We start from the raw sequence: 18,485 nt of genomic DNA on the forward strand, positions 1-18,485 counted from the left end.
GGTTAAGAGTTGTCTAAGCGTGTCATTTTAGATAGTGATCGAGAATAGGCAGCGCAGAAAACAACTCTTTTCAGTGCTGTAAGCACATGGATATTTCCAATATAAATTGAACTTAAAATAAATGATCTGTTTTGTAAAAAAAATTTATAAAATCAGAATTTTATAAGATGATACAAGCCTCTGGCTAGCCTAGCAGGACCACTTATCAGAGAAAAATCAGCACAAGTATTTTGTCCGTTAGTCATGAATGATTTTACAAAAACTTCAATAAACTGGTATAAAAATAACGAAAACCTGTTCGCTCAAAAACAAGAAAATTTAGTTTCAGATTAAGCCGTGTATTTAAATCCGATTAATAAGAAATTAAACAAGGTGGATTTAAAATTGAAAACAATAATAAAAACTGGGCTCCTTAGCCTAGCGATCTGTTTAGCTTTGACCAGTCAGTCTTTTGCAAGATCATGGATCTTAACTCCCAAAAGTGATGTCGGTTTTGAGATCAAGTCAATGGGACTGACTGTGGTTAAAGCCAAGTTCAATCAGGTTCAATCCACGATGCAGTTTGACGCTAAAGCACCGCAAAATGCCTCAACCCATCTGGTCATGGACGTGGAAAGTTTAAGTTTTAGTAAGCCGCTATTTAAACATATGATTTTAGGCGAAGACCTGTTTTATGTAGAAAAATATAAGACTGTAATTTTTAAAAGTATCCAGTTTAAAGACTTGGGCAATGGCAAATACAATGTTTTAGGTCATTTAACCCTGCGTGGTGTGACCAAGCCTGTGATTTTTGAAACAACCTTTAAACCCAGTATGTCGAATGCCAACCTGCTTGATGTTCAGGCATCTGCCGTGATTAACCGTAGGGATTTTGGTATGAAAAAAGGAATTGCAGGTGTAGGGGATAAAGTGAATCTTCATCTATCAGGCCAGTGTGAAATGAACTAGGATAGATATAAAATACTTGATGATATGAAAGTTATCGTAAAAAAAGCCCGAATGTTTCGAGCTTCTATTCATACACAAGCATACAGTTAAGCAGCTTGCCAAGCTTTTAAATCTTCCAGAACTTGTTCTGCGTGACCTGCTGCTTTGACCTTACGGTATTCTTTGACCAGTTGGCCGTTATGGAAAATAAAAGTTGAACGCTCAATACCCATCACTTGTTTGCCATACATATTCTTTTCTTTGATCACATCAAAATGATGACACAGAATTTCTTCTTTATCGCTGATCAGGTTAATACTCAGATTCTGCTTTTCAGTAAAGTTCTGATGCGCTTTTACCGAATCACGGGATACGCCAAGAATTGTGGTGTTTAAAGCATCGAACTGATCTTTTAAACAGGAAAAGCCAACTGCCTGAGTCGTACAGCCTGGCGTAGAATCTTTAGGATAAAAATAAATCACCAGCCATTCTGTATTTAACTGGGTTAAATTGATTTCGCCTGTCGTCGCAGGAAAATTCTGGTCAAGGAAACTAATTTCAGACATAAAAACTCCTGTTTTCTTTAAATTTTTTCAAAAAAATAAGCCACATTATAGTGGCTTATTTTATCAAAGAATCATCAGATCTTATTTCTTTGGTGCCGCTTGAGCTGATTTCATTGCTTCTTCAGTCAAAGTTTTCAGTTTGCCTGTTAACTGTGGACCAAAGCATGCTTGAAGATCTTTATTCTGCTTCTGTACAAAAGCTAGAGTGCCTGGGCTTTTCTTCTGGTTAATGGTACTTTGAATTTCCCATTTTTGTGCATTGGTTAATTTGCCATCCGCTTCAATAGCACAACCACAATATTTGCTGACTTCAGCAGCCGTCAATTTTTTACTTTTGCCAGTTTCATTTTTACAAACATTGATCAATGCAGATTTTACATTGGTGCTTTTATAAGCTTGTTGTAATTTGTCATCAGCCGCTTGAGCCGTAGTTGCGAACATAGCAGCAGCCGAAACAATTGCTGAAAGCACGATGCTTGATTTTAAATTCTTCATAAACTCTACCTTGTTATTACGGTATATAACGTGTCGGGTCTTCAACACCTGCGTCCGCAAAACCCTGTTTACGTAAACGACAACTGTCGCATTTGCCACAGGCACGTCCTTGGTCATCTGCTTGATAGCATGACACCGTTTGACTGTAGTCTACGCCATGTTCAATACCTAAGCGAATAATATTTGCTTTGGATAAATGTAACAAAGGTGTTTCAAATTTGAGCGCCTGACCCTCTACGCCAACCTTGGTCGCCAAGCGTGCCATGTTGGCAAATGCGTCAATAAATTCTGGGCGACAATCCGGATAACCGGAGTAATCAACCGCATTAATTCCGATAACAATCGCTTCAGCTTCGAACACTTCAGCTGCTGCTAAGGCGTAAGACAAGAAGATAGTATTACGTGCCGGAACATAGGTAATCGGAATGCCAGCCTGTTCATGGTCGGGCACTTCAATACTATGATCGGTAAGGGCTGAGCCACCCAGATTACCCAGATCAATATTGATGACACGATGTTCCACACCCGCACGTTGCGTTAAAGCTTTTGCTGCATCCAGCTCGGTCGTTGAACGCTGACCATATCGAAAACTGAGTGCGATACATTCATAGCGTGCCTGCGCCCAAGCCAGACATGTTGTTGAGTCTAATCCGCCAGATAACAGGACAATGGCACGAGGACGCATAAGCTGATTCTCCAAAAAATACTTTACAAAAAATTAACGACCAGTTTCATCATTCCATAACAACTTGTGCAGCTGTAACTGGAAACGAACAGGGAGATGGTCTTCTAAAATCCACTGAGCCAAATCACGTGCCAGTGGTGGTAAGCGAACTGCACCTTTTTCGACCGCAAATGCAGGTGAAAACCAAACTGTACTCACTTTGTCTTGAAGTTGGTACTGTTCAAGCTGCTGTTTTGACCATTCATAGTCTTCACGATTGCATATCACAAACTTGATTTGATCATGTGCAGTTAAATGATCAAGATTAGAAAGCAAATTTCGTGCAACTTCACCTGAAGTTGGTGTTTTTAAATCGAGGACTTTGGAAACACGTGAATCCACTTTGGACACATCTAAAGCGCCACTGGTTTCAAGTGAAACTTCACATCCTAAATCCGCAAGTCGCTGCATCAGGGGTAGGGCATTGGGCTGCGCCAGTGGTTCACCACCGGTCACACAGACATAAGGGGTTTTAAAATCAAGCGTGGTCTGGATAATATCGTCCAGAGACTGACGCTCACCGCCTTCAAAGGAATAGGTGGTATCACAATAGCTACAACGCAATGGGCAACCGGTTAAACGGATAAATACTGTTGGCAGTCCTGCGGCATTGGCTTCACCTTGCAATGAATAGAAAATCTCCGTAATGCGTAAACCCGCAGACGGATCAGAGACAGGAATTGCGGAAGATCGAAGCGTATTCATAACAGAACTAACCAATGAGAAATAAATAACCGGGTATAAAAATAAAAATCCCTACGATTATTACTAATCGTAGAGACGAGGAGCGGTTGAAGCTCCGAGGAACACAAATGTGTCCTCTAAGTTAAGACATCTTAGTCTTCACGTAATAGATCGTTCAGACTTGTTTTAGAACGAGTTTGTGCGTCTACCTTTTTCACGATGATGGCAGCATACAGGCTATAAGTACCACACTTAGAAGGAAGGCTACCAGCAACAACAACTGAACCTGCTGGTACACGGCCGTAGTGGATTTCGCCAGTGGCACGGTCATAAATCTTGGTCGATTGACCAATGAATACGCCCATTGAAATCACAGAACCTTCTTCAACGATTACGCCTTCAACGATTTCAGAACGTGCACCGATAAAGCAGTTATCTTCAATAATGGTTGGATTCGCCTGAAGCGGTTCAAGCACACCACCAATACCTACACCACCTGACAAGTGAACATTTTTACCGATTTGCGCACATGAACCTACAGTTGCCCAAGTATCAACCATCGTGCCTTCATCTACATAAGCACCGATGTTGACATAAGAAGGCATCAAGATTACGCCTTTGGCCTGAAAAGAACCTTTACGTGCGACAGCAGGTGGTACGACACGTACACCAGCTGCCTTAAACTGCTCTTCAGTCCAGCCTGAGAATTTAGTCTCTACTTTGTCATAGAAACGAAGATCACAGGCTTCCATTGGTTTGTTGTCGTTCAATTTAAATGATAACAATACCGCTTTTTTAATCCATTGATGAACAACCCATTCACCATCGATTTTTTCAGCAACACGTAAAGTACCATTGTCTAGACCAGCAATTACTTCCTCTACTGCTTGACGAATTTCAGCAGAGCAATCTGCAGCTGTAAAATTCGCACGGTCTTCAAACGCTTGTTCAATGATTGTTGAAAGCTGCGACATGATCTTCCTTCCAGAAAAAATTTTCTAGATTTTACACTATATTGCAGAAAAAATAGTTGAAAGCACTAAAAATAGATGAAAAATAACTAAAAGTGTAGAAAGCGTGAAATTATTAAAGTAATAAGTGTACTTTTTCATTATGTTGAAATGTAGGAAAAGTGTTAGAAAAGACTTGGCTCTCAACAAGAAAAATTAATTTGTATCAAAAAATAACAAAAGATGAGCAAAATGTGAATAAAAAATATTTTTTAAGTCCTTTATATTGAGCTCATCACGAATAACTAATGATGAAAAAAAAGTTCTTTTGAGGAGAGAAATAATGAAAGCTTTATATCAACTTTTAGCAGTATCCGTTCTAGCTGCCACAGCTGGATCTGTCATGGCTGCTGATGAAACGATCGTAACAGATGAAGGTGTAGCATCTTTCTCTTTCTTTAAACCCGCAGCTGTTCGTGCTGAAGTCGGTACTACCGGTTATGGTGGTGCAATTTCTTGGAATGCCAATCCATATGTTGGCGTGACTTTAGGTTATAACGGTGGTGACATCTCTTGGTCTGATGATATCTCAGTAAATGGGACTAAATATGACCTGGATATGGACAATAACCTGACCTATTTAAATGCTGAAATCCGTCCTTGGGCGAACTGGTTCTATATGGCAGCAGGCGTAGGTTATATTGACAATGATTATGGGTTAGAAAGTCGTACAGGTGCTGATGGTATTATTACTGTTGATGGTAATCGTTATAAAACAGTAGGTGGAACTACTGGGCGTGTGACAGGAGATTTATCTTACAAAAACAATATCGCACCTTATGTAGGGATTGGTTTCTCACCAGCAATTACTAATCGTTGGGGTGTATTTGGTGAAATCGGTGCCTACTACAATGGTAATCCACGCGTCAATTTAGCATCTACTGGTAACTTTATAGCTGTAGATTCTACTAATCCAGATATTCCAGATTTTGATACTGCCTTACGTAATGAAGAAAACGAAATTCGTAACGACAATGAATACGAATGGCTACCAGTCGCAAAACTGGGTGTCAGCTTCCGCTTCTAAATTTTAGCTATATAAAAAAAACGGGCTTCGGCCCGTTTTTTTATTTTTTAGAACAATTTTAAAAGTGATAACCCAGTTTCAAACCTAGGATCAAAGCACTGTTATCAGAAACTGCAGATAAACCTGCAATCTGTGGCGTAATAGGTTCGGATGAGGAAATTTCAGGTTTTTGAAACTTTAAATAATATAGTCCTGTAGCAATATCCCAAGTTTCTTGAATCTTATAAAGATGACCTAGTCCGATGCCCCAATAGCCATCACTCGGATTCAAGGTTGAAGCCGGATTTCCTGTACCAGAATCCCATAAAAGTTCGATAGAATTTATGCCAAAAGAAGGCCATTGATGGGCAAGTCCGATTTTGCCAGACCATTGATCCTCACGATAATCAATCATTCTGAAAGGTTTTACTTCCGGAAAATGTAAGGCCGCATAGTCAATTACAGCGCCAAATTTAGGTGGCTGGATCATGAAATTTTGCCAGTTTGACCAACGCAGCGCGCCGTAGAGCGCATTTTGATCAGTTAAAGCTGTCTGAAAATCCAAGTTCACAGACTGTGGAGTTTGAATTTCTGTATAAGGTGCTGGATTTGTACCTACAATAATTGATTCAGTGGTTTTATTGTGATGAGTAATTGCAGAACGATAGGTCAGTGCGGTTCTAAAAAAATATTCAGGAATCTGATAACTGATTCCTGCAAGCCAGCCCCAAGCGGGATCTCGTTCAAATGTGGCTCGATAACCATTGAATATATAAAATGTCTGCCCGGATAAATATAAATTTCCCTCTAAGCTTTGATAACTTAGCCCTGTATAAAAATTCCAGTTATCGTTTGGTTGAAAGCCAATTAATGAGGTCAAATTATGGCTCTCAAACTGAATAGTAGCAGCCTCAATTGGAAGCGCTGCACCTGCAAAAACAGGATCATAATGATAAGCGATATCTATAGAATAAGGTTGATCGTAAATCAGTCCCCACGACACTTGAGGATTCAACTGGAATTTTAATGCGACATTGGAGATCAATTGGTTATGGGCAAGATTTCCTGTTGAAAAATCGGTGATGCCTAATTGTTGCAGCTCTTCGGTATGTTGTACCTGACCGCTGATATCAGGGCGAATCCAGGCCAATGAAACTTCAGCATAATGATTTTTTTCAAAAAACGATTGGATGCTTTGGTTAGATTGTTCAAACGCTGCTGCATAACCTGACCCGGAGAAAAACAAGCCCATGGAGAAAAGAGCAAATTTATTATTGATCATCTTGGTATAATTCAATTTATTATGCACGTGATTATGCTTGATATTTATATTCTTTATCCACTCAAAAAATAAAAAAGAGGCCATGTAGCCTCTTTGATTAAAAACTTAAAATAGTGCACTTTATTCGTCTGGATAAGCCACTTTTTTCAGTGCCTTAATATCTGCGTCTGGGGAACAGAGTGAAATAAACTCGTAGCCATAACCTCGCAGTAAATGACCTTTACGTACTGCAATCCAAGTGGTATTTATGCCGAAAATATCGGTTTTAATCTGCTTTAAGCGGTAATCACGCTCCGGGTCATAGGCCACATCGTTGACAATGCCGACACCCATATTCATTTCTACATAGGTCTTGATGACATCGGCATCAAGTGCGGACATCACAATATCCACATCAAAACCAGCTTCTTCAAAGGCGGTATCAATCTTGGAGCGACCGGTAAGACCACCGTGATAGGTAATAATCGGGTAGTGCGCCAGATCTTCGATGAGCACGTGTTCCTTACTTGCCAGTGGATGATTCTGCGGGGTAATAATACTATGCTGCCAGTTATAATAAGGCACGCTGGCCAAATTATCTTCAGTGGTGAGTGCTTCGGTCGCAATACCGATATCGGCTTGACCTTGAAGTAACATTTCCGTAATTTCAACCGGGCTGGCCTGTTGCAAAATTAGATGAACTTTAGGGAATTCTTTTTTGAATTGGCTGACAATCGGTGGCAACACATAACGCGCCTGGGTATGCGTTGTGGCAACGGTCAATGTACCTTCATCGACTTTATTGAAATCATCGGCCAGACGTTTGATATTGTCGGCATCGACCAGCATGCGTTCTACAATGCCTAAAAGTGCCTGGCCCGGTTCGGTTAAGCCCAGTAGACGTTTACCTTTGCGAATAAACAGTTGCACCCCCAGTTCATCTTCCAGATCTTTAATATGCTTACTTACCCCGGACTGTGAAGTATAAAGCGCAGCAGAAGCTTCAGTTAAATTAAAGTTTTGTCTAACCGTTTCTCGTATAATTCTTAATTGTTGGAAATTCATAATTCTCTTACCCTAGAAGAGGATGGGGCATTTTAAAGCCCCATCTTTTGGTCTTAAGCGACCTGGTTTTCAAATAAATGCAAATTCACCGCACTTAACCAAACAGTTTGATTTGGGCGGAATTGATGCGCTCTCGCTTCATCAGGCGTCAGTAAAATTTCAATCAGATTGCCTTGACGGTCATTTAGCTCAGCAACGACTTTACCCGCGATCCATAATTCACGAATGAAGGTCGCCTGAATGGCATTGTCGTGTGGCTGTGCATGGATGCGTAGTTCATCTGGACGTGCGAATAAAATCACTTCACCTTGAGCGGCATTTTTTGCACCCTCGAATTGAATACGGTCTTCACCGAGCTGGATGATGCCTGCATTGTTTTGACCTTCAAAACGATTCGCCTGACCTAAGAAGTCGAATACAAATGGGGTTTTCGGTGTTTCATAGACTTCACGTGGTGAACCAATTTGTTCAACATTGCCCTTGTTCATCACCACGATTTGATCTGCAACTTCAAGCGCTTCTTCCTGATCGTGTGTTACGAAAATAGAAGTAATATGCAATTCGTCATGCAGGGTACGTAACCAGCGACGCAGTTCCTTACGCACTTTGGCATCCAGTGCACCGAAAGGTTCATCTAGTAATAATACACGTGGTTCAACGGCCAGAGCACGTGCAAGGGCAATACGCTGACGCTGACCCCCAGAAAGTTGAGCTGGATATCGGTCAGCAAGGAAACCGAGCTGAACCAAGTCGAGTAAACGTGTCACACGTTTTTTAATTTCCGCTTCCGATGGACGAGTTTTACGTGGACGCACACGCAGGCCAAAGGCAATATTGTCAAATACCGTCATATGGCGGAATAGGGCATAGTGCTGGAATACAAAGCCAACTTCACGCTCACGCACATGTACATTGGTGGCATCCTGACCTTCTAAAATCACCTGACCGCCATCCGCAGATTCCAGACCGGCAATAATCCGTAGCAAAGTGGTTTTACCACAGCCGGATGGGCCAAGAAGTGCGACCAGTTGACCATCTGGGAAATCCAGCGAAATGTTTTTTAGTGCGTGGAATGCACCAAAGTGTTTTTCAATATTTTGTACTTGAATACTCATGTGGGCATTCCTTAAGAAACTGTTGAATCTTCATTACGTTTGTCTTGTTTTTCCTGGCGCAGTTCCACCCATGTTTTTAAAATCAGGGTCACAATTGCGAGGAGAGCCAGAAGCGAAGACACGGCAAACGCAGCACTAAAGGTATATTCGTTATAAAGAATTTCGACGTGTAGCGGCAAGGTATTGGTTTCACCACGGATATGGCCGGAAACCACCGACACCGCACCAAATTCACCCATGGCCCGCGCATTACATAGAATCACGCCGTAGATCAGACCCCATTTGATATTGGGCAGGGTCACTTTCCAGAAAGTCTGCCAGCCAGATGCACCGAGTACAATCGCAGCTTCTTCTTCTTCGGTTCCTTGTGCTTCCATTAACGGAATTAGCTCACGCGCAACAAAAGGTACCGTAATAAAGATAGTCGCTAGGACAATCGCAGGCACTGCATAAAGGATCTTGATATCGTGATCCATCAGCCAAGAACCCATCCAGCCTTGGGTACCGAAAATCAGCACCAGCATCATACCCGCGATCACAGGTGAAACCGAGAAAGGGAGATCAATAATGGTGGTCAGGAATGATTTCCCCGGAAATTTGAACTTCGCTACAGACCAGGCTGCCGCAACACCAAATACGACGTTGAGCGGTACTGCGATTGCAGCCGTCAGCAAGGTAAGTTTTACTGCCGACAGAGTATCCGGATGCACCAGCGCTTGGGTATAAACGCCAACCCCTTGTTTAAAGGCTTCAACAAAAACCAGAATCAAGGGCAGAATCAGGCAGCTTAAAAAGAAGATTAAGGCAATAGTGAGCAGCGTATAACGTACCCAAGTTGGCTCACGGGTTGCATCACGGGATTGCAACTTTTCAGCCAGCGCATTGCTGTTGGTATTTAAACTCATCGCGCAGTTCTCCCGGTACGACGGCTAGCCCATGCCTGTAATAAGTTAATCAGGAATAGCATCACGAAGGAAATCAGTAGCATTACGACAGCAATCGTGGTTGCACCGGCATAGTCATATTCTTCTAGGCGAGAAATAATCATTAAGGGTGCAATTTCCGTTTCAAAAGGCTGGTTACCAGCAATAAAGATCACTGAACCATATTCACCGACACCACGGGCAAAGGCTAAAGCGAAGCCAGTGATCAGCGCAGGCAGCAGAATTGGGAAAATCACTTTGGTCACAATCTGAAAACGGTTGGCACCCAATGCAGATGCAGCTTCTTCCAGTTCGGTTTCCAGATCGCTAAGGACTGGCTGAACCGTACGCACTACAAAAGGCAGACCAATAAAGATCAATGCCAGTGTAATACCAATCGGGGTATAAGCGACTTGAATGCCAATCGGTTCTAAATATTGACCAATCCAGCCGGTCGGTGCATATAAAGAGGTCAGGGCAATACCCGCAACCGCAGTGGGTAAGGCAAAAGGCAAATCTACCAGGGCATCGACAATACGTTTGCCCGGAAAGCTGTAACGTACCAGACACCACGCCAGTAACAGGCCAAACACTACATTGACCAGTGCAGCGACAATGGCCGCGGTGAAACTTAACTGCAATGATTTCAAGATACGTTCAGAGCTCAGGATTTCCCATAAGCCATCCCAGCCAATGCCCAGTGATTTAATAAAAACAGCTGACAGCGGGATCAAAACGATTAATGACAAATACGCTAGGGTAAAGCCTAGAGAAAGACCAAATCCTGGCAGCACTCGGGATCGCTGCGACATGATTACTCCTCAGAAGAGAGAAAGCTGATTGAAGTCAATCAGCTAAAATAAAAAAACAATTTGGGCACAAGCATAATTTGCAGCGACTAAAATGCAAATTTAAAATAACACTTGCTCTCATCAACTTTGCTGATATGGGGCATAGTGTTTTCTGAAATCAAATAGTGTTCAATTTCAGGAAAAGGGCCAAAACCAGAAGCGACATTGACATGACCGACTGCACCCAGATTAATTGGTTTGATTTTCCAGGTTTGGGCCAGTATGTGGGCATCTTCAAAACTTAACCAGGGATCATTTTCACTGATCAATAACGTGGTGGGCACCTGAAGCTTGAGCTGTTGAAAATAGGTGCTGTAGTCAGTCTGACTGTCGCGCGAAAAACCATTTTCCCCAAATCGTGCCGGATTAGCTGGTGCCACCAATAGCAGATTTTTTACTTTTGCATTGAGTTCGGGATGTCGGGCAAGGGCCGCAATACTGGTCAGACAGCCAAAGCTGTGTGCGACAATCTGAACCTCTGCTGGAATGGCTTGCAGAGTTTTGACAAATTCTGCTACCCAGATATCCAGTACCGGATGATTCCAGTCCTTTTGCTGCACACGGGAGCATCGCATCAGCCGGTGCTGTAAGCAGGTTTGCCAGTGGTTGTATTCACTGCCACCTACACCAGGAACGATAAGCGTATGAATCATGTCGATGCTCCTATATCAATCAGCTTGGAAAATTATTTCGCGCTGTTGGCTTTAACGATCTGGTCAAATACACCACCATTTTCAAAGTGAGCCTTTTGTACTTTGTTCCAGCCGCCAAATTCCTGATCAACCGTCACCAGTTTTAATGGCTTAAATACTTGGCTGTATTTGGCCAGTACTTTGGCATTACGTGGACGATAATAATGTTTACCTGCCAGGTCTTGACCCAATGGCGAATACAGGAAGTTCAAATAACCTTGAGCCAAGTGCTGGTTGCCTTTTTTCTTGGCATTTTTTTCTACAATCGCCACCGGTGGCTCAGCCAGAATCGACAGAGAAGGGGTAATAATTTCAAACTTGCCCGGCTGTTCGCGAAGGGCTAAATGCGCTTCGTTTTCCCATGCGAGTAAAACATCCCCAATGCCACGTTCAGCAAAGGTCGTGGTTGAACCACGTGCCCCGGAATCCAGAACTTTGGTATTTTTATAAATTTTACGAACAAATTCTTGCGCAGTCTTATCGTTGCCGCCCGCCTGATGTTTGGCCCAAGCCCAAGCCGCCAGATAATTCCAGCGTGCACCGCCTGAAGTTTTCGGGTTTGGGGTAATGATTGCTACGCCCGGTTTGACCAGATCACCCCAGTCCTTAATCTCTTTCGGATTGCCTTTACGCACCAGGAACACGATGGTTGAAGTATAAGGCGTCGAGTTTTGCGGCAATTTCTTTTGCCAGTCCGCAGGTAACAGTTTAGCTTTTTCTGCCAGCACATCAATATCGGCAGCCAATGCTAACGTTACGATATCTGCATCCAGACCATCAATCACGGCACGTGCCTGTTTGCCTGAACCGCCATGCGATTGCTTGAAATTGATTTTTTGACCGGTACGGCTTTCCCAATATTTGCCAAAATTCTTATTTACATCTTCATACAGTTCACGGGTCGGATCATAGGATACATTGAGAAAATCACGTGCTGCTGCACCAAATGAGGTTGCCGAGATAACAGCTGCTAAAACCCCAAGTTTTAATGTGTTTGAAATGCTCATCTGGACTGAATCTCTGATATGTTCTGTAACATAAGCGCAGAATAAACTTATTCTTTATGCATAAAAAATAATTAAAAATGAATTTAATATGAAAAAAAGAGATAAATAAACTCTTAAGTGCTTGAAATAAGAATGGCCTTATGAATAAAGGCCATGATGAACTGCATTTAAAGCATTATTTTGCATGATTGGCTTTGACAATCTGGTCAAAGATACCGCCGTTATCAAAATGCTGTTTCTGAACCTTGGTCCAGCCACCAAACTCTTTATCGATGGTCACCAGTTTTAATGATTTGAACACACTGCTGTACTGCTTCAAGACATTTGCATTACGTGGACGGTAAAAGTTCTTTGCAGCCACAGTTTGTCCAGCAGGTGAATACAGATAATTCAAATAGGCTTTGGCCAGATGTTCATTGCCATCTTTCTTGGCATTCTTTTCTACAATCGCGACCGGTGGTTCAGCCAGAATAGACAGAGAAGGGGTAATGATTTCAAATTTACCTGGCTGTTCGCGCACGGCCAAATGCGCTTCATTTTCCCAAGCCAGTAATACATCCCCAATCCTGCGTTCAGCGAAAGTCGTGGTAGCACCACGTGCACCCGAATCCAGTACTTTGGTTTGTTTGTAGATTTGACGGACAAAGTCTTGTGCTTTGGCATCATTGCCACCTTTCTGGTGTTTGGCCCAAGCCCAGGCGGCTAAATAATTCCAGCGCGCACCACCCGAGGTTTTCGGGTTCGGAGTAATAATGTCTACGCCGGGTTTAACCAGATCACCCCAGTCTTTAATTCCTTTCGGATTGCCTTTACGTACCAGAAAGACAATCGTCGAGGTATAAGGTGTCGAGTTTTGCGGGAATTTCTTCTGCCAGTCTTTCGGCAGCAAACCGCGCTCTGCAATTTCATCAATATCTGCCGCCAGTGCCAGTGTCACGACATCCGCATCCAGACCATCAATCACGGCACGGGCCTGTTTGCCTGAACCGCCATGCGACTGTTTATAGTTGACTTCCTGGCCAGTGGTTTTTTTCCAGTAAGCACTGAATTCTTTATTAAAGTTGTCGTACAATTCGCGAGTCGGGTCATAAGACACGTTCAGGAAATCTTTTGCAGAGACGCTCAATGCGCTTGCTGAAAGTAGCGCTGCCAGTACCCCGATTTTTAATTTACGCGTGTTCATTTTTTGCCTCAAGTTTTTTAGCTTTTGTTAGATGGGGCAAGAATAGCTTGAGATTTTTTGCATAAAAAATAATTAAAAAAGAATTGGATGTGAGTAAAAAAGATATATAGGTGAAGCCTGAATCTGACTGCTCAATTTTTCATTTTAGAGGCTGCAAAATATGCTGTATTTAAAAAATGCCCAACAGGTCAGCCAGATAGATGTGCTGGATCGTGGCTTTCATTATGGTGATGGCTGTTTTACCACGGCCCGGATTCGGCATAACCGGATTGAATTATATGATCGTCATCTGGCACGTTTGCACATTAGCAATCAGAAATTAAGCCTGAATGCCAATCTTGATCTGATTGCAGAAAGCTTACAGATTTTACGTGCATCAGAACATGAACTGAATGGCACATTGAAAATCGTGCTGAGTCGTGGAATTGGTCAGCGCGGTTATAGCTTGCCGGATCATCCTGCAGATCTCTGGCTATTTTATTATCCTCAAACCGTACAGGATTTTAAGTTTGAGCAGATTCAAAGTGGCATTTTACAGCAGGCATTAGGACTGACGATGCCGAGTCTGGTAGGGCTAAAAACCTTAAACCGTCTAGAGCAGGTTTTGCTGAAACAGGAAGCAGATCAAAGCGGCTGGCCTGAGGCCCTGGTGACAGATGTACAGGGCGGTGTTGTCGAAGGGGTAAGCAGTAATTGTTTCATTCGTATAAACAATACATGGATTACGCCGGAACTTCGTTATAATGGCGTCTTCGGTGTCATGCGTGCAGAAATTCTACAACGTATGCAAGATCAGGGAATTAGCTGTCAGCAACGCTGTATCGATATGGATGAAATCAACCATATTCAAAGCCTGTTTTTCTGCAATGCACTCAGCCCGATGAAAATTGTCACGCAATTTGAGCAGCGAACCTTGGATGGCGATGCTTGTATTGAAATTTTTAACCGTCTTCGATTGAACCAGATGTCTTAATATGTCAGCTTCCAAACCTAAAGCCAAAAAGAAAAATAAAGCGAGATTCTCCTCATCTTTCAAAGGAATTGCCTTGGTCCTGATGGGGATTGCTTTGATCTTGGCGTTGATTCTGAAAAGCAGTTTGTGGAAGGAGTATCCTGTCGAAGGAAAAAAACAGCTGCTCGCGATTGAATCTGGTCAAACCTATTCCGGTTTTATTGATCGTCTGGCCAAAGAAAATCAGGTGAGTTTTCCGATCATTCTCAAGCTGTATCAGCGCATCATGATTCATGACAGCATGAAAGCGGGCGTGTATGAAGTGCGTCAGGGCATGAGTATCCGTCAGGTCTTGGAGATGATTTCCGATACAGACAATGCCCAGATGAGCCGTATTCTAGTAATTGAAGGCACGACCTTTAAACAACTGATCGATGACCTGAAGAAAAATGATCTGGTCACCAAAGAAGTGCTGCATCTGCCTACTGAGCAATTACTCAAAGAACTGAATATTCCGTTTTCACATCCTGAAGGGCTGTTTGCACCGGATACTTATTTCTTTGCCAAAGGTGAAACTGACCGTAAAATTCTGACCAATCTTTATCAGCGACAGATGAAAGCACTGGATGAGGCGTGGGCGAAACGTGCAACTGATCTGCCATATCAGAATAAATATGACGCGCTGATTATGGCATCGATTGTTGAAAAAGAGACCAGTGTGGATCGTGAATTGGAACAGGTTTCTGGGGTATTTGTACGCCGTTTAAAAATTGGCATGCGTTTACAGACCGATCCAACAGTGATTTATGGAATGGGTGACAGCTATAACGGCAATATTACCCGCAAGGATTTACGTACACCGACGCCGTATAACACCTATACCATTTCAGGTTTACCGCCAACGCCAATTGCCTTGCCAAGCAAGAAAGCCATTGAAGCAGCCATGCACCCGGATAATTCTGACAATCTGTATTTTGTTGCAACCGGCAATGGTGGACATAAATTCACGAGCAATCTGAATGACCACAATAAAGCCGTACAGGAATATCTGAAGACTTTACGCTCGAAAAATAAGGAATGAGTATGTTTATTAGCTTTGAAGGCACAGAAGGTGTAGGTAAAACCACGCTCATTCGTTCGATTTATGAAGATTTCATCGCACAGGGTAAAGATGTTATTTTGACTCGTGAACCGGGTGGAACACCAATGGCCGAGCAGATTCGTTCGCTATTGTTGACAGTGAATCATGAAGAAACCATGGCACATGATACCGAGCTGTTATTGATGTATGCAGCGCGTGCCCAGCATCTGGAACAAGTGATTCTGCCCGCATTAGAAGCCGGGAAAATTGTCCTGTGTGACCGTTTTAGCGATGCCAGCTTTGCCTATCAATGTGCAGGTCGGGGCCTGAGTGAAACAAAATTGCAGTTACTGAATGATCACTTTGTTGCACGCATGCCGGACATTACCTTCTGGTTAGAAGCGCCTATTGAACTGGGGATGAACCGAGCACGCGAACGTGGTGCGCTAGATCGCTTTGAACAGGAAAAAGTCACTTTCTTTGAGAAAGTGAGAGCAGGATATGAAAGCTTGTGGCAACGTCATCCTGAACGGATCAAACGTCTGGATGCAACTCAAACGCCTGAGCAGGTATTTGAGCAGGCCTTAAGTTATTTAAAATAAGCTTGGAATTAAAATACTTTTTATTTAATTTTTCTCTAGGTCTATTTGTGAAGAATCTTCTATATTAAGACTGATATAGAAGATTTTTTAATCATATGAAAACGACCAAAACTGAGATAGAACAATTTTTACAAAAAGAATTTCCGCAAAGTCTGGAGAAGTGCCGGATTGAAGCCGTTTCTCCGCGTGGAGCCACTCTGCTTTATCAGGTGAGATCAGAAGAATTGCGCCCAGGCGGCACAGTTTCTGGCCCAACCATGATGACCTTGGCGGATTTTGCTCTTTATGTTGCCATTCTGGGTGAAATTGGATTGGTCGGTTTGGCCGTGACCACTAACTTGAATATCAATTTTTTACGTAAACCTTCAGGTGGAACCGATATACGCGGGGAATGTAAGCTGATTAAGGTTGGCAAGGCGCTGATTGTGGGAGAAGTCTGGATTTATTCGATAGATCATGAAGAACCTGTGGCGCATGTGACCGGAACATATTCAATTCCACCACAACGTTAGATGTTTGAAAGTTAGATGACCACTCTAAATAGCCTAAGCTACTTTTGAGTAAATAAAAATCTAAAAAGAAAAGGAGATATCACCCAAGGATGTTATCTCCATATACTTTTAACAATTCACCAAAGGCGTTTCCACTTCAAAATTTGGTGGGACCAGGACTGTTTTGCGTAATTCTGGTAGCAGCTCGGGATAATCCAAGGTGAAATGCAAACCGCGAGATTCTTTACGGTGCATGGCGCAGCGCACGATCATCTCGGACACCAGCACCAGATTGCGCAGCTCGATCAGATTTTTGCTGACCTGGTAATCATGATAATACTCGGTAATTTCTTTTTTCAGCATTTCAATACGATGTAATGCACGTTCCAGACGCTTCGTCGTGCGTACGATTCCGACATAGTTCCACATGGTTTGACGCAGTTCATCCCAGTTTTGCAGAATCACCACATCCTCATCCGGGTTGGTCACCTGAGAATCATCCCAAGCTGGGACTGCAGGAGCTGGCTGATCGGCCTTGAAATTTTCCTGAATGTGCTTGGCTGCACTCATTCCATAGACAAAACATTCTAAAAGTGAGTTACTGGCCATACGGTTAGCACCATGCAGGCCAGTATAAGAGGTTTCCCCAATTGCATAGAGTCCAGCAATATCAGTCTGACTGTTTTCATCGACCACGACGCCACCGCAAGTGTAATGGGCTGCCGGAACGACTGGAATCATGTCTTTGGTAATATCGATCCCTAGTTCAAGCAAACGGGCATACAGAGTCGGGAAATGCTCTTTGACAAAGCTTTCATCTTTATGGGTAATGTCCAGCCAGACATGACGAATACCGAGACGCTTGATTTCATAGTCGATGGCACGTGCCACAATATCACGCGGTGCGAGTTCGGCGCGTTCGTCAAAACGCAGCATAAAGCGTTCACCATCAGGCAGGCGCAGATAAGCGCCTTCGCCACGCATTGCTTCAGTAATTAGGAAAGAACGTGCTTGTGGATGATACAGGCAGGTCGGATGGAACTGGTTAAATTCCATATTTGCGACCCGGCAGCCGGCACGATAAGCCATGGCAATACCATCACCCGTAGCAATATCTGGATTTGAGGTGTAAAGATAGGCTTTCATGGCACCGCCACAGGCTAGCGCGGTAAATGGTGCCAAGAAGGTATGCACTTTTTCAGTTTTTTCATCCAGTACATATAAACCCAGCGCGCGATTATCGCCGTCTAACCCCAGCTTTTGTGAACAGATCAGGTCAATCGCAATATAATTTTCAAAAATTTTAATATTCTGTTTTTCTTGAGCGCGTTGTACCAGAGTAGTGGAAATGGCACGACCCGTGGCATCGGCCGCATGAATAATTCGGCGCTGTGAATGACCACCTTCACGGGTGAGATGTAACTGTTCCTGTTCATCCAGGGTAAATTGCACACCGTGTTTCAGCAGGAAATCAACCGAGGGTTTGCCACCTTCTACCGTTTGTTTAACCGCACCCATTTCACACAGTTGTGCGCCTGCAATCATGGTGTCATCAATATGCTGTTCAATCGAATCCATTTCATCCAGGACTGCGGCCACGCCGCCTTGAGCATAAAAAGTACTGGCATCTGTCAGGGTGGATTTCGCCAAGACTGCAATATTAAAATGATCTGGGAGCGATAAGGCTAAACTCAAACCAGCACCGCCACTGCCCACAATAATGACGTCAAATTGATGGGTAAGGGATAAATTAGACATGTCCATCAGCTAATTTTAAAAAAGTTTGGTAATAACAGCGCTTTTTTGTACAAAAGGCAAGCGTTGAAGTGCTCATTTATTGATGAAAAAAA

Annotated in this window: 20 protein-coding genes; 6 read left to right on the forward strand and 14 right to left on the reverse strand. The window is 43.0% G+C overall.

Features of this window, described 5'->3' with window-relative positions; all coding sequences use genetic code 11:
* Window positions 1-384: 384 nt before the first annotated feature.
* A complete protein-coding gene (locus tag ACO1B7_RS11780) occupies window positions 385-948 on the forward strand; it encodes a YceI family protein (RefSeq protein WP_129717253.1) in 564 nt (187 codons plus the stop codon).
* 86 nt (window positions 949-1,034) lie between these two features.
* Here the strand turns inward: ACO1B7_RS11780 and ACO1B7_RS11785 are convergent, their stop codons facing one another.
* The 5 genes from ACO1B7_RS11785 to dapD all read right to left on the reverse strand — a co-directional run bounded on the left by ACO1B7_RS11785 (window position 1,035) and on the right by dapD (window position 4,370).
* Window positions 1,035-1,493, reverse strand: coding sequence for a peroxiredoxin (locus tag ACO1B7_RS11785; RefSeq protein WP_129717251.1), 459 nt, complete (start codon window positions 1,491-1,493; stop codon window positions 1,035-1,037).
* A gap of 81 nt (window positions 1,494-1,574) precedes the next feature.
* A complete protein-coding gene (locus ACO1B7_RS11790) occupies window positions 1,575-1,988 on the reverse strand; it encodes a hypothetical protein (RefSeq protein ID WP_005097581.1) in 414 nt (137 codons plus the stop codon).
* 16 nt (window positions 1,989-2,004) lie between these two features.
* The gene (gene queC, locus ACO1B7_RS11795) at window positions 2,005-2,673 is read right to left on the reverse strand and encodes a 7-cyano-7-deazaguanine synthase QueC (RefSeq protein ID WP_005097579.1); all 669 of its coding nucleotides are present in this window, start codon (window positions 2,671-2,673) and stop codon (window positions 2,005-2,007) included.
* A 33-nt stretch (window positions 2,674-2,706) separates the two neighbouring features.
* A complete protein-coding gene (gene queE / locus ACO1B7_RS11800; protein ID WP_129717249.1) occupies window positions 2,707-3,417 on the reverse strand; it encodes a 7-carboxy-7-deazaguanine synthase QueE in 711 nt (236 codons plus the stop codon).
* 131 nt (window positions 3,418-3,548) lie between these two features.
* Complete coding sequence (gene dapD, locus ACO1B7_RS11805) at window positions 3,549-4,370, reverse strand: 2,3,4,5-tetrahydropyridine-2,6-dicarboxylate N-succinyltransferase (RefSeq protein ID WP_004645637.1); 822 nt, start codon at window positions 4,368-4,370, stop codon at window positions 3,549-3,551.
* A 319-nt stretch (window positions 4,371-4,689) separates the two neighbouring features.
* On the opposite strand from dapD, the gene carO reads away from it, so the two are divergent.
* Window positions 4,690-5,433, forward strand: coding sequence for an ornithine uptake porin CarO (gene carO, locus ACO1B7_RS11810; protein WP_129717247.1), 744 nt, complete (start codon window positions 4,690-4,692; stop codon window positions 5,431-5,433).
* 58 nt (window positions 5,434-5,491) lie between these two features.
* Here carO and ACO1B7_RS11815 read toward each other — a convergent pair whose 3' ends face one another.
* The 8 genes from ACO1B7_RS11815 to ACO1B7_RS11850 all read right to left on the reverse strand — a co-directional run bounded on the left by ACO1B7_RS11815 (window position 5,492) and on the right by ACO1B7_RS11850 (window position 13,509).
* Window positions 5,492-6,721, reverse strand: a complete 1,230-nt coding sequence (locus ACO1B7_RS11815; RefSeq protein ID WP_171457280.1) for an OmpP1/FadL family transporter — start codon at window positions 6,719-6,721, stop codon at window positions 5,492-5,494.
* Between the two features lie 93 nt (window positions 6,722-6,814).
* Entirely contained in the window at window positions 6,815-7,738 is a 924-nt protein-coding gene (locus ACO1B7_RS11820) for a CysB family HTH-type transcriptional regulator (RefSeq protein ID WP_129717245.1), read from the reverse strand.
* Window positions 7,739-7,791: 53 nt separating this feature from the next.
* On the reverse strand, window positions 7,792-8,853 hold the full coding sequence (locus tag ACO1B7_RS11825; protein WP_004645633.1) for a sulfate/molybdate ABC transporter ATP-binding protein: 1,062 nt from the start codon (window positions 8,851-8,853) through the stop codon (window positions 7,792-7,794).
* A gap of 11 nt (window positions 8,854-8,864) precedes the next feature.
* Entirely contained in the window at window positions 8,865-9,758 is an 894-nt protein-coding gene (cysW, locus tag ACO1B7_RS11830; RefSeq protein ID WP_129717243.1) for a sulfate ABC transporter permease subunit CysW, read from the reverse strand.
* On the reverse strand, window positions 9,755-10,588 hold the full coding sequence (gene cysT, locus ACO1B7_RS11835; protein ID WP_004279076.1) for a sulfate ABC transporter permease subunit CysT: 834 nt from the start codon (window positions 10,586-10,588) through the stop codon (window positions 9,755-9,757). The genes cysW and cysT overlap by 4 nt, the downstream gene beginning before the upstream one ends.
* An 86-nt stretch (window positions 10,589-10,674) precedes the next feature.
* Window positions 10,675-11,280: an RBBP9/YdeN family alpha/beta hydrolase gene (locus ACO1B7_RS11840; RefSeq protein WP_004731675.1), complete on the reverse strand. Its 606-nt coding sequence runs from the start codon at window positions 11,278-11,280 to the stop codon at window positions 10,675-10,677.
* Window positions 11,281-11,312: 32 nt separating this feature from the next.
* Entirely contained in the window at window positions 11,313-12,326 is a 1,014-nt protein-coding gene (locus ACO1B7_RS11845) for a sulfate ABC transporter substrate-binding protein (RefSeq protein WP_004731673.1), read from the reverse strand.
* A gap of 175 nt (window positions 12,327-12,501) precedes the next feature.
* A complete protein-coding gene (locus ACO1B7_RS11850) occupies window positions 12,502-13,509 on the reverse strand; it encodes a sulfate ABC transporter substrate-binding protein (protein WP_423090223.1) in 1,008 nt (335 codons plus the stop codon).
* A 160-nt stretch (window positions 13,510-13,669) separates the two neighbouring features.
* Here ACO1B7_RS11850 and pabC point away from each other — a divergent pair, with 160 nt between their 5' ends.
* The 4 genes from pabC (at window position 13,670) to ACO1B7_RS11870 (ending at window position 16,656) form a co-directional block, all read left to right on the forward strand.
* Window positions 13,670-14,482, forward strand: coding sequence for an aminodeoxychorismate lyase (gene pabC, locus ACO1B7_RS11855; protein ID WP_005247525.1), 813 nt, complete (start codon window positions 13,670-13,672; stop codon window positions 14,480-14,482).
* Window position 14,483: 1 nt separating this feature from the next.
* On the forward strand, window positions 14,484-15,542 hold the full coding sequence (gene mltG / locus ACO1B7_RS11860) for an endolytic transglycosylase MltG (protein ID WP_129717239.1): 1,059 nt from the start codon (window positions 14,484-14,486) through the stop codon (window positions 15,540-15,542).
* A gap of 2 nt (window positions 15,543-15,544) precedes the next feature.
* Entirely contained in the window at window positions 15,545-16,144 is a 600-nt protein-coding gene (gene tmk / locus ACO1B7_RS11865; RefSeq protein WP_129717237.1) for a dTMP kinase, read from the forward strand.
* 95 nt (window positions 16,145-16,239) lie between these two features.
* Window positions 16,240-16,656 (forward strand): PaaI family thioesterase, encoded by a 417-nt coding sequence (locus ACO1B7_RS11870; RefSeq protein ID WP_005265768.1) that lies wholly within the window; start codon window positions 16,240-16,242, stop codon window positions 16,654-16,656.
* A gap of 108 nt (window positions 16,657-16,764) precedes the next feature.
* Here ACO1B7_RS11870 and nadB read toward each other — a convergent pair whose 3' ends face one another.
* On the reverse strand, window positions 16,765-18,399 hold the full coding sequence (gene nadB / locus ACO1B7_RS11875) for an L-aspartate oxidase (RefSeq protein ID WP_165353922.1): 1,635 nt from the start codon (window positions 18,397-18,399) through the stop codon (window positions 16,765-16,767).
* Between the last annotated feature and the right edge of the window lie 86 nt (window positions 18,400-18,485).

The sequence above is a fragment of the Acinetobacter lwoffii genome (assembly GCF_049367455.1).
Classification (GTDB): Bacteria; Pseudomonadota; Gammaproteobacteria; order Pseudomonadales; family Moraxellaceae; genus Acinetobacter; species Acinetobacter lwoffii_W.

What these genes read in the sequence shown, in the direction of transcription:
- ACO1B7_RS11785 (WP_129717251.1), bottom strand. Translation starts at nt 1,493, where the DNA reads ATGTCTGAAATTAGTTTCCTTGACCAGAATTTTCCTGCGACGACAGGC.
- ACO1B7_RS11790 (WP_005097581.1), bottom strand. Translation starts at nt 1,988, where the DNA reads ATGAAGAATTTAAAATCAAGCATCGTGCTTTCAGCAATTGTTTCGGCT.
- queC (WP_005097579.1), bottom strand. Translation starts at nt 2,673, where the DNA reads ATGCGTCCTCGTGCCATTGTCCTGTTATCTGGCGGATTAGACTCAACA.
- queE (WP_129717249.1), bottom strand. Translation starts at nt 3,417, where the DNA reads ATGAATACGCTTCGATCTTCCGCAATTCCTGTCTCTGATCCGTCTGCG.
- dapD (WP_004645637.1), bottom strand. Translation starts at nt 4,370, where the DNA reads ATGTCGCAGCTTTCAACAATCATTGAACAAGCGTTTGAAGACCGTGCG.
- carO (WP_129717247.1), top strand. Translation starts at nt 4,690, where the DNA reads ATGAAAGCTTTATATCAACTTTTAGCAGTATCCGTTCTAGCTGCCACA.
- ACO1B7_RS11820 (WP_129717245.1), bottom strand. Translation starts at nt 7,738, where the DNA reads ATGAATTTCCAACAATTAAGAATTATACGAGAAACGGTTAGACAAAAC.
- ACO1B7_RS11825 (WP_004645633.1), bottom strand. Translation starts at nt 8,853, where the DNA reads ATGAGTATTCAAGTACAAAATATTGAAAAACACTTTGGTGCATTCCAC.
- cysW (WP_129717243.1), bottom strand. Translation starts at nt 9,758, where the DNA reads ATGAGTTTAAATACCAACAGCAATGCGCTGGCTGAAAAGTTGCAATCC.
- cysT (WP_004279076.1), bottom strand. Translation starts at nt 10,588, where the DNA reads ATGTCGCAGCGATCCCGAGTGCTGCCAGGATTTGGTCTTTCTCTAGGC.
- ACO1B7_RS11840 (WP_004731675.1), bottom strand. Translation starts at nt 11,280, where the DNA reads ATGATTCATACGCTTATCGTTCCTGGTGTAGGTGGCAGTGAATACAAC.
- ACO1B7_RS11845 (WP_004731673.1), bottom strand. Translation starts at nt 12,326, where the DNA reads ATGAGCATTTCAAACACATTAAAACTTGGGGTTTTAGCAGCTGTTATC.
- ACO1B7_RS11850 (WP_423090223.1), bottom strand. Translation starts at nt 13,509, where the DNA reads ATGAACACGCGTAAATTAAAAATCGGGGTACTGGCAGCGCTACTTTCA.
- pabC (WP_005247525.1), top strand. Translation starts at nt 13,670, where the DNA reads ATGCTGTATTTAAAAAATGCCCAACAGGTCAGCCAGATAGATGTGCTG.
- mltG (WP_129717239.1), top strand. Translation starts at nt 14,484, where the DNA reads ATGTCAGCTTCCAAACCTAAAGCCAAAAAGAAAAATAAAGCGAGATTC.
- tmk (WP_129717237.1), top strand. Translation starts at nt 15,545, where the DNA reads ATGTTTATTAGCTTTGAAGGCACAGAAGGTGTAGGTAAAACCACGCTC.
- ACO1B7_RS11870 (WP_005265768.1), top strand. Translation starts at nt 16,240, where the DNA reads ATGAAAACGACCAAAACTGAGATAGAACAATTTTTACAAAAAGAATTT.
- nadB (WP_165353922.1), bottom strand. Translation starts at nt 18,399, where the DNA reads ATGGACATGTCTAATTTATCCCTTACCCATCAATTTGACGTCATTATT.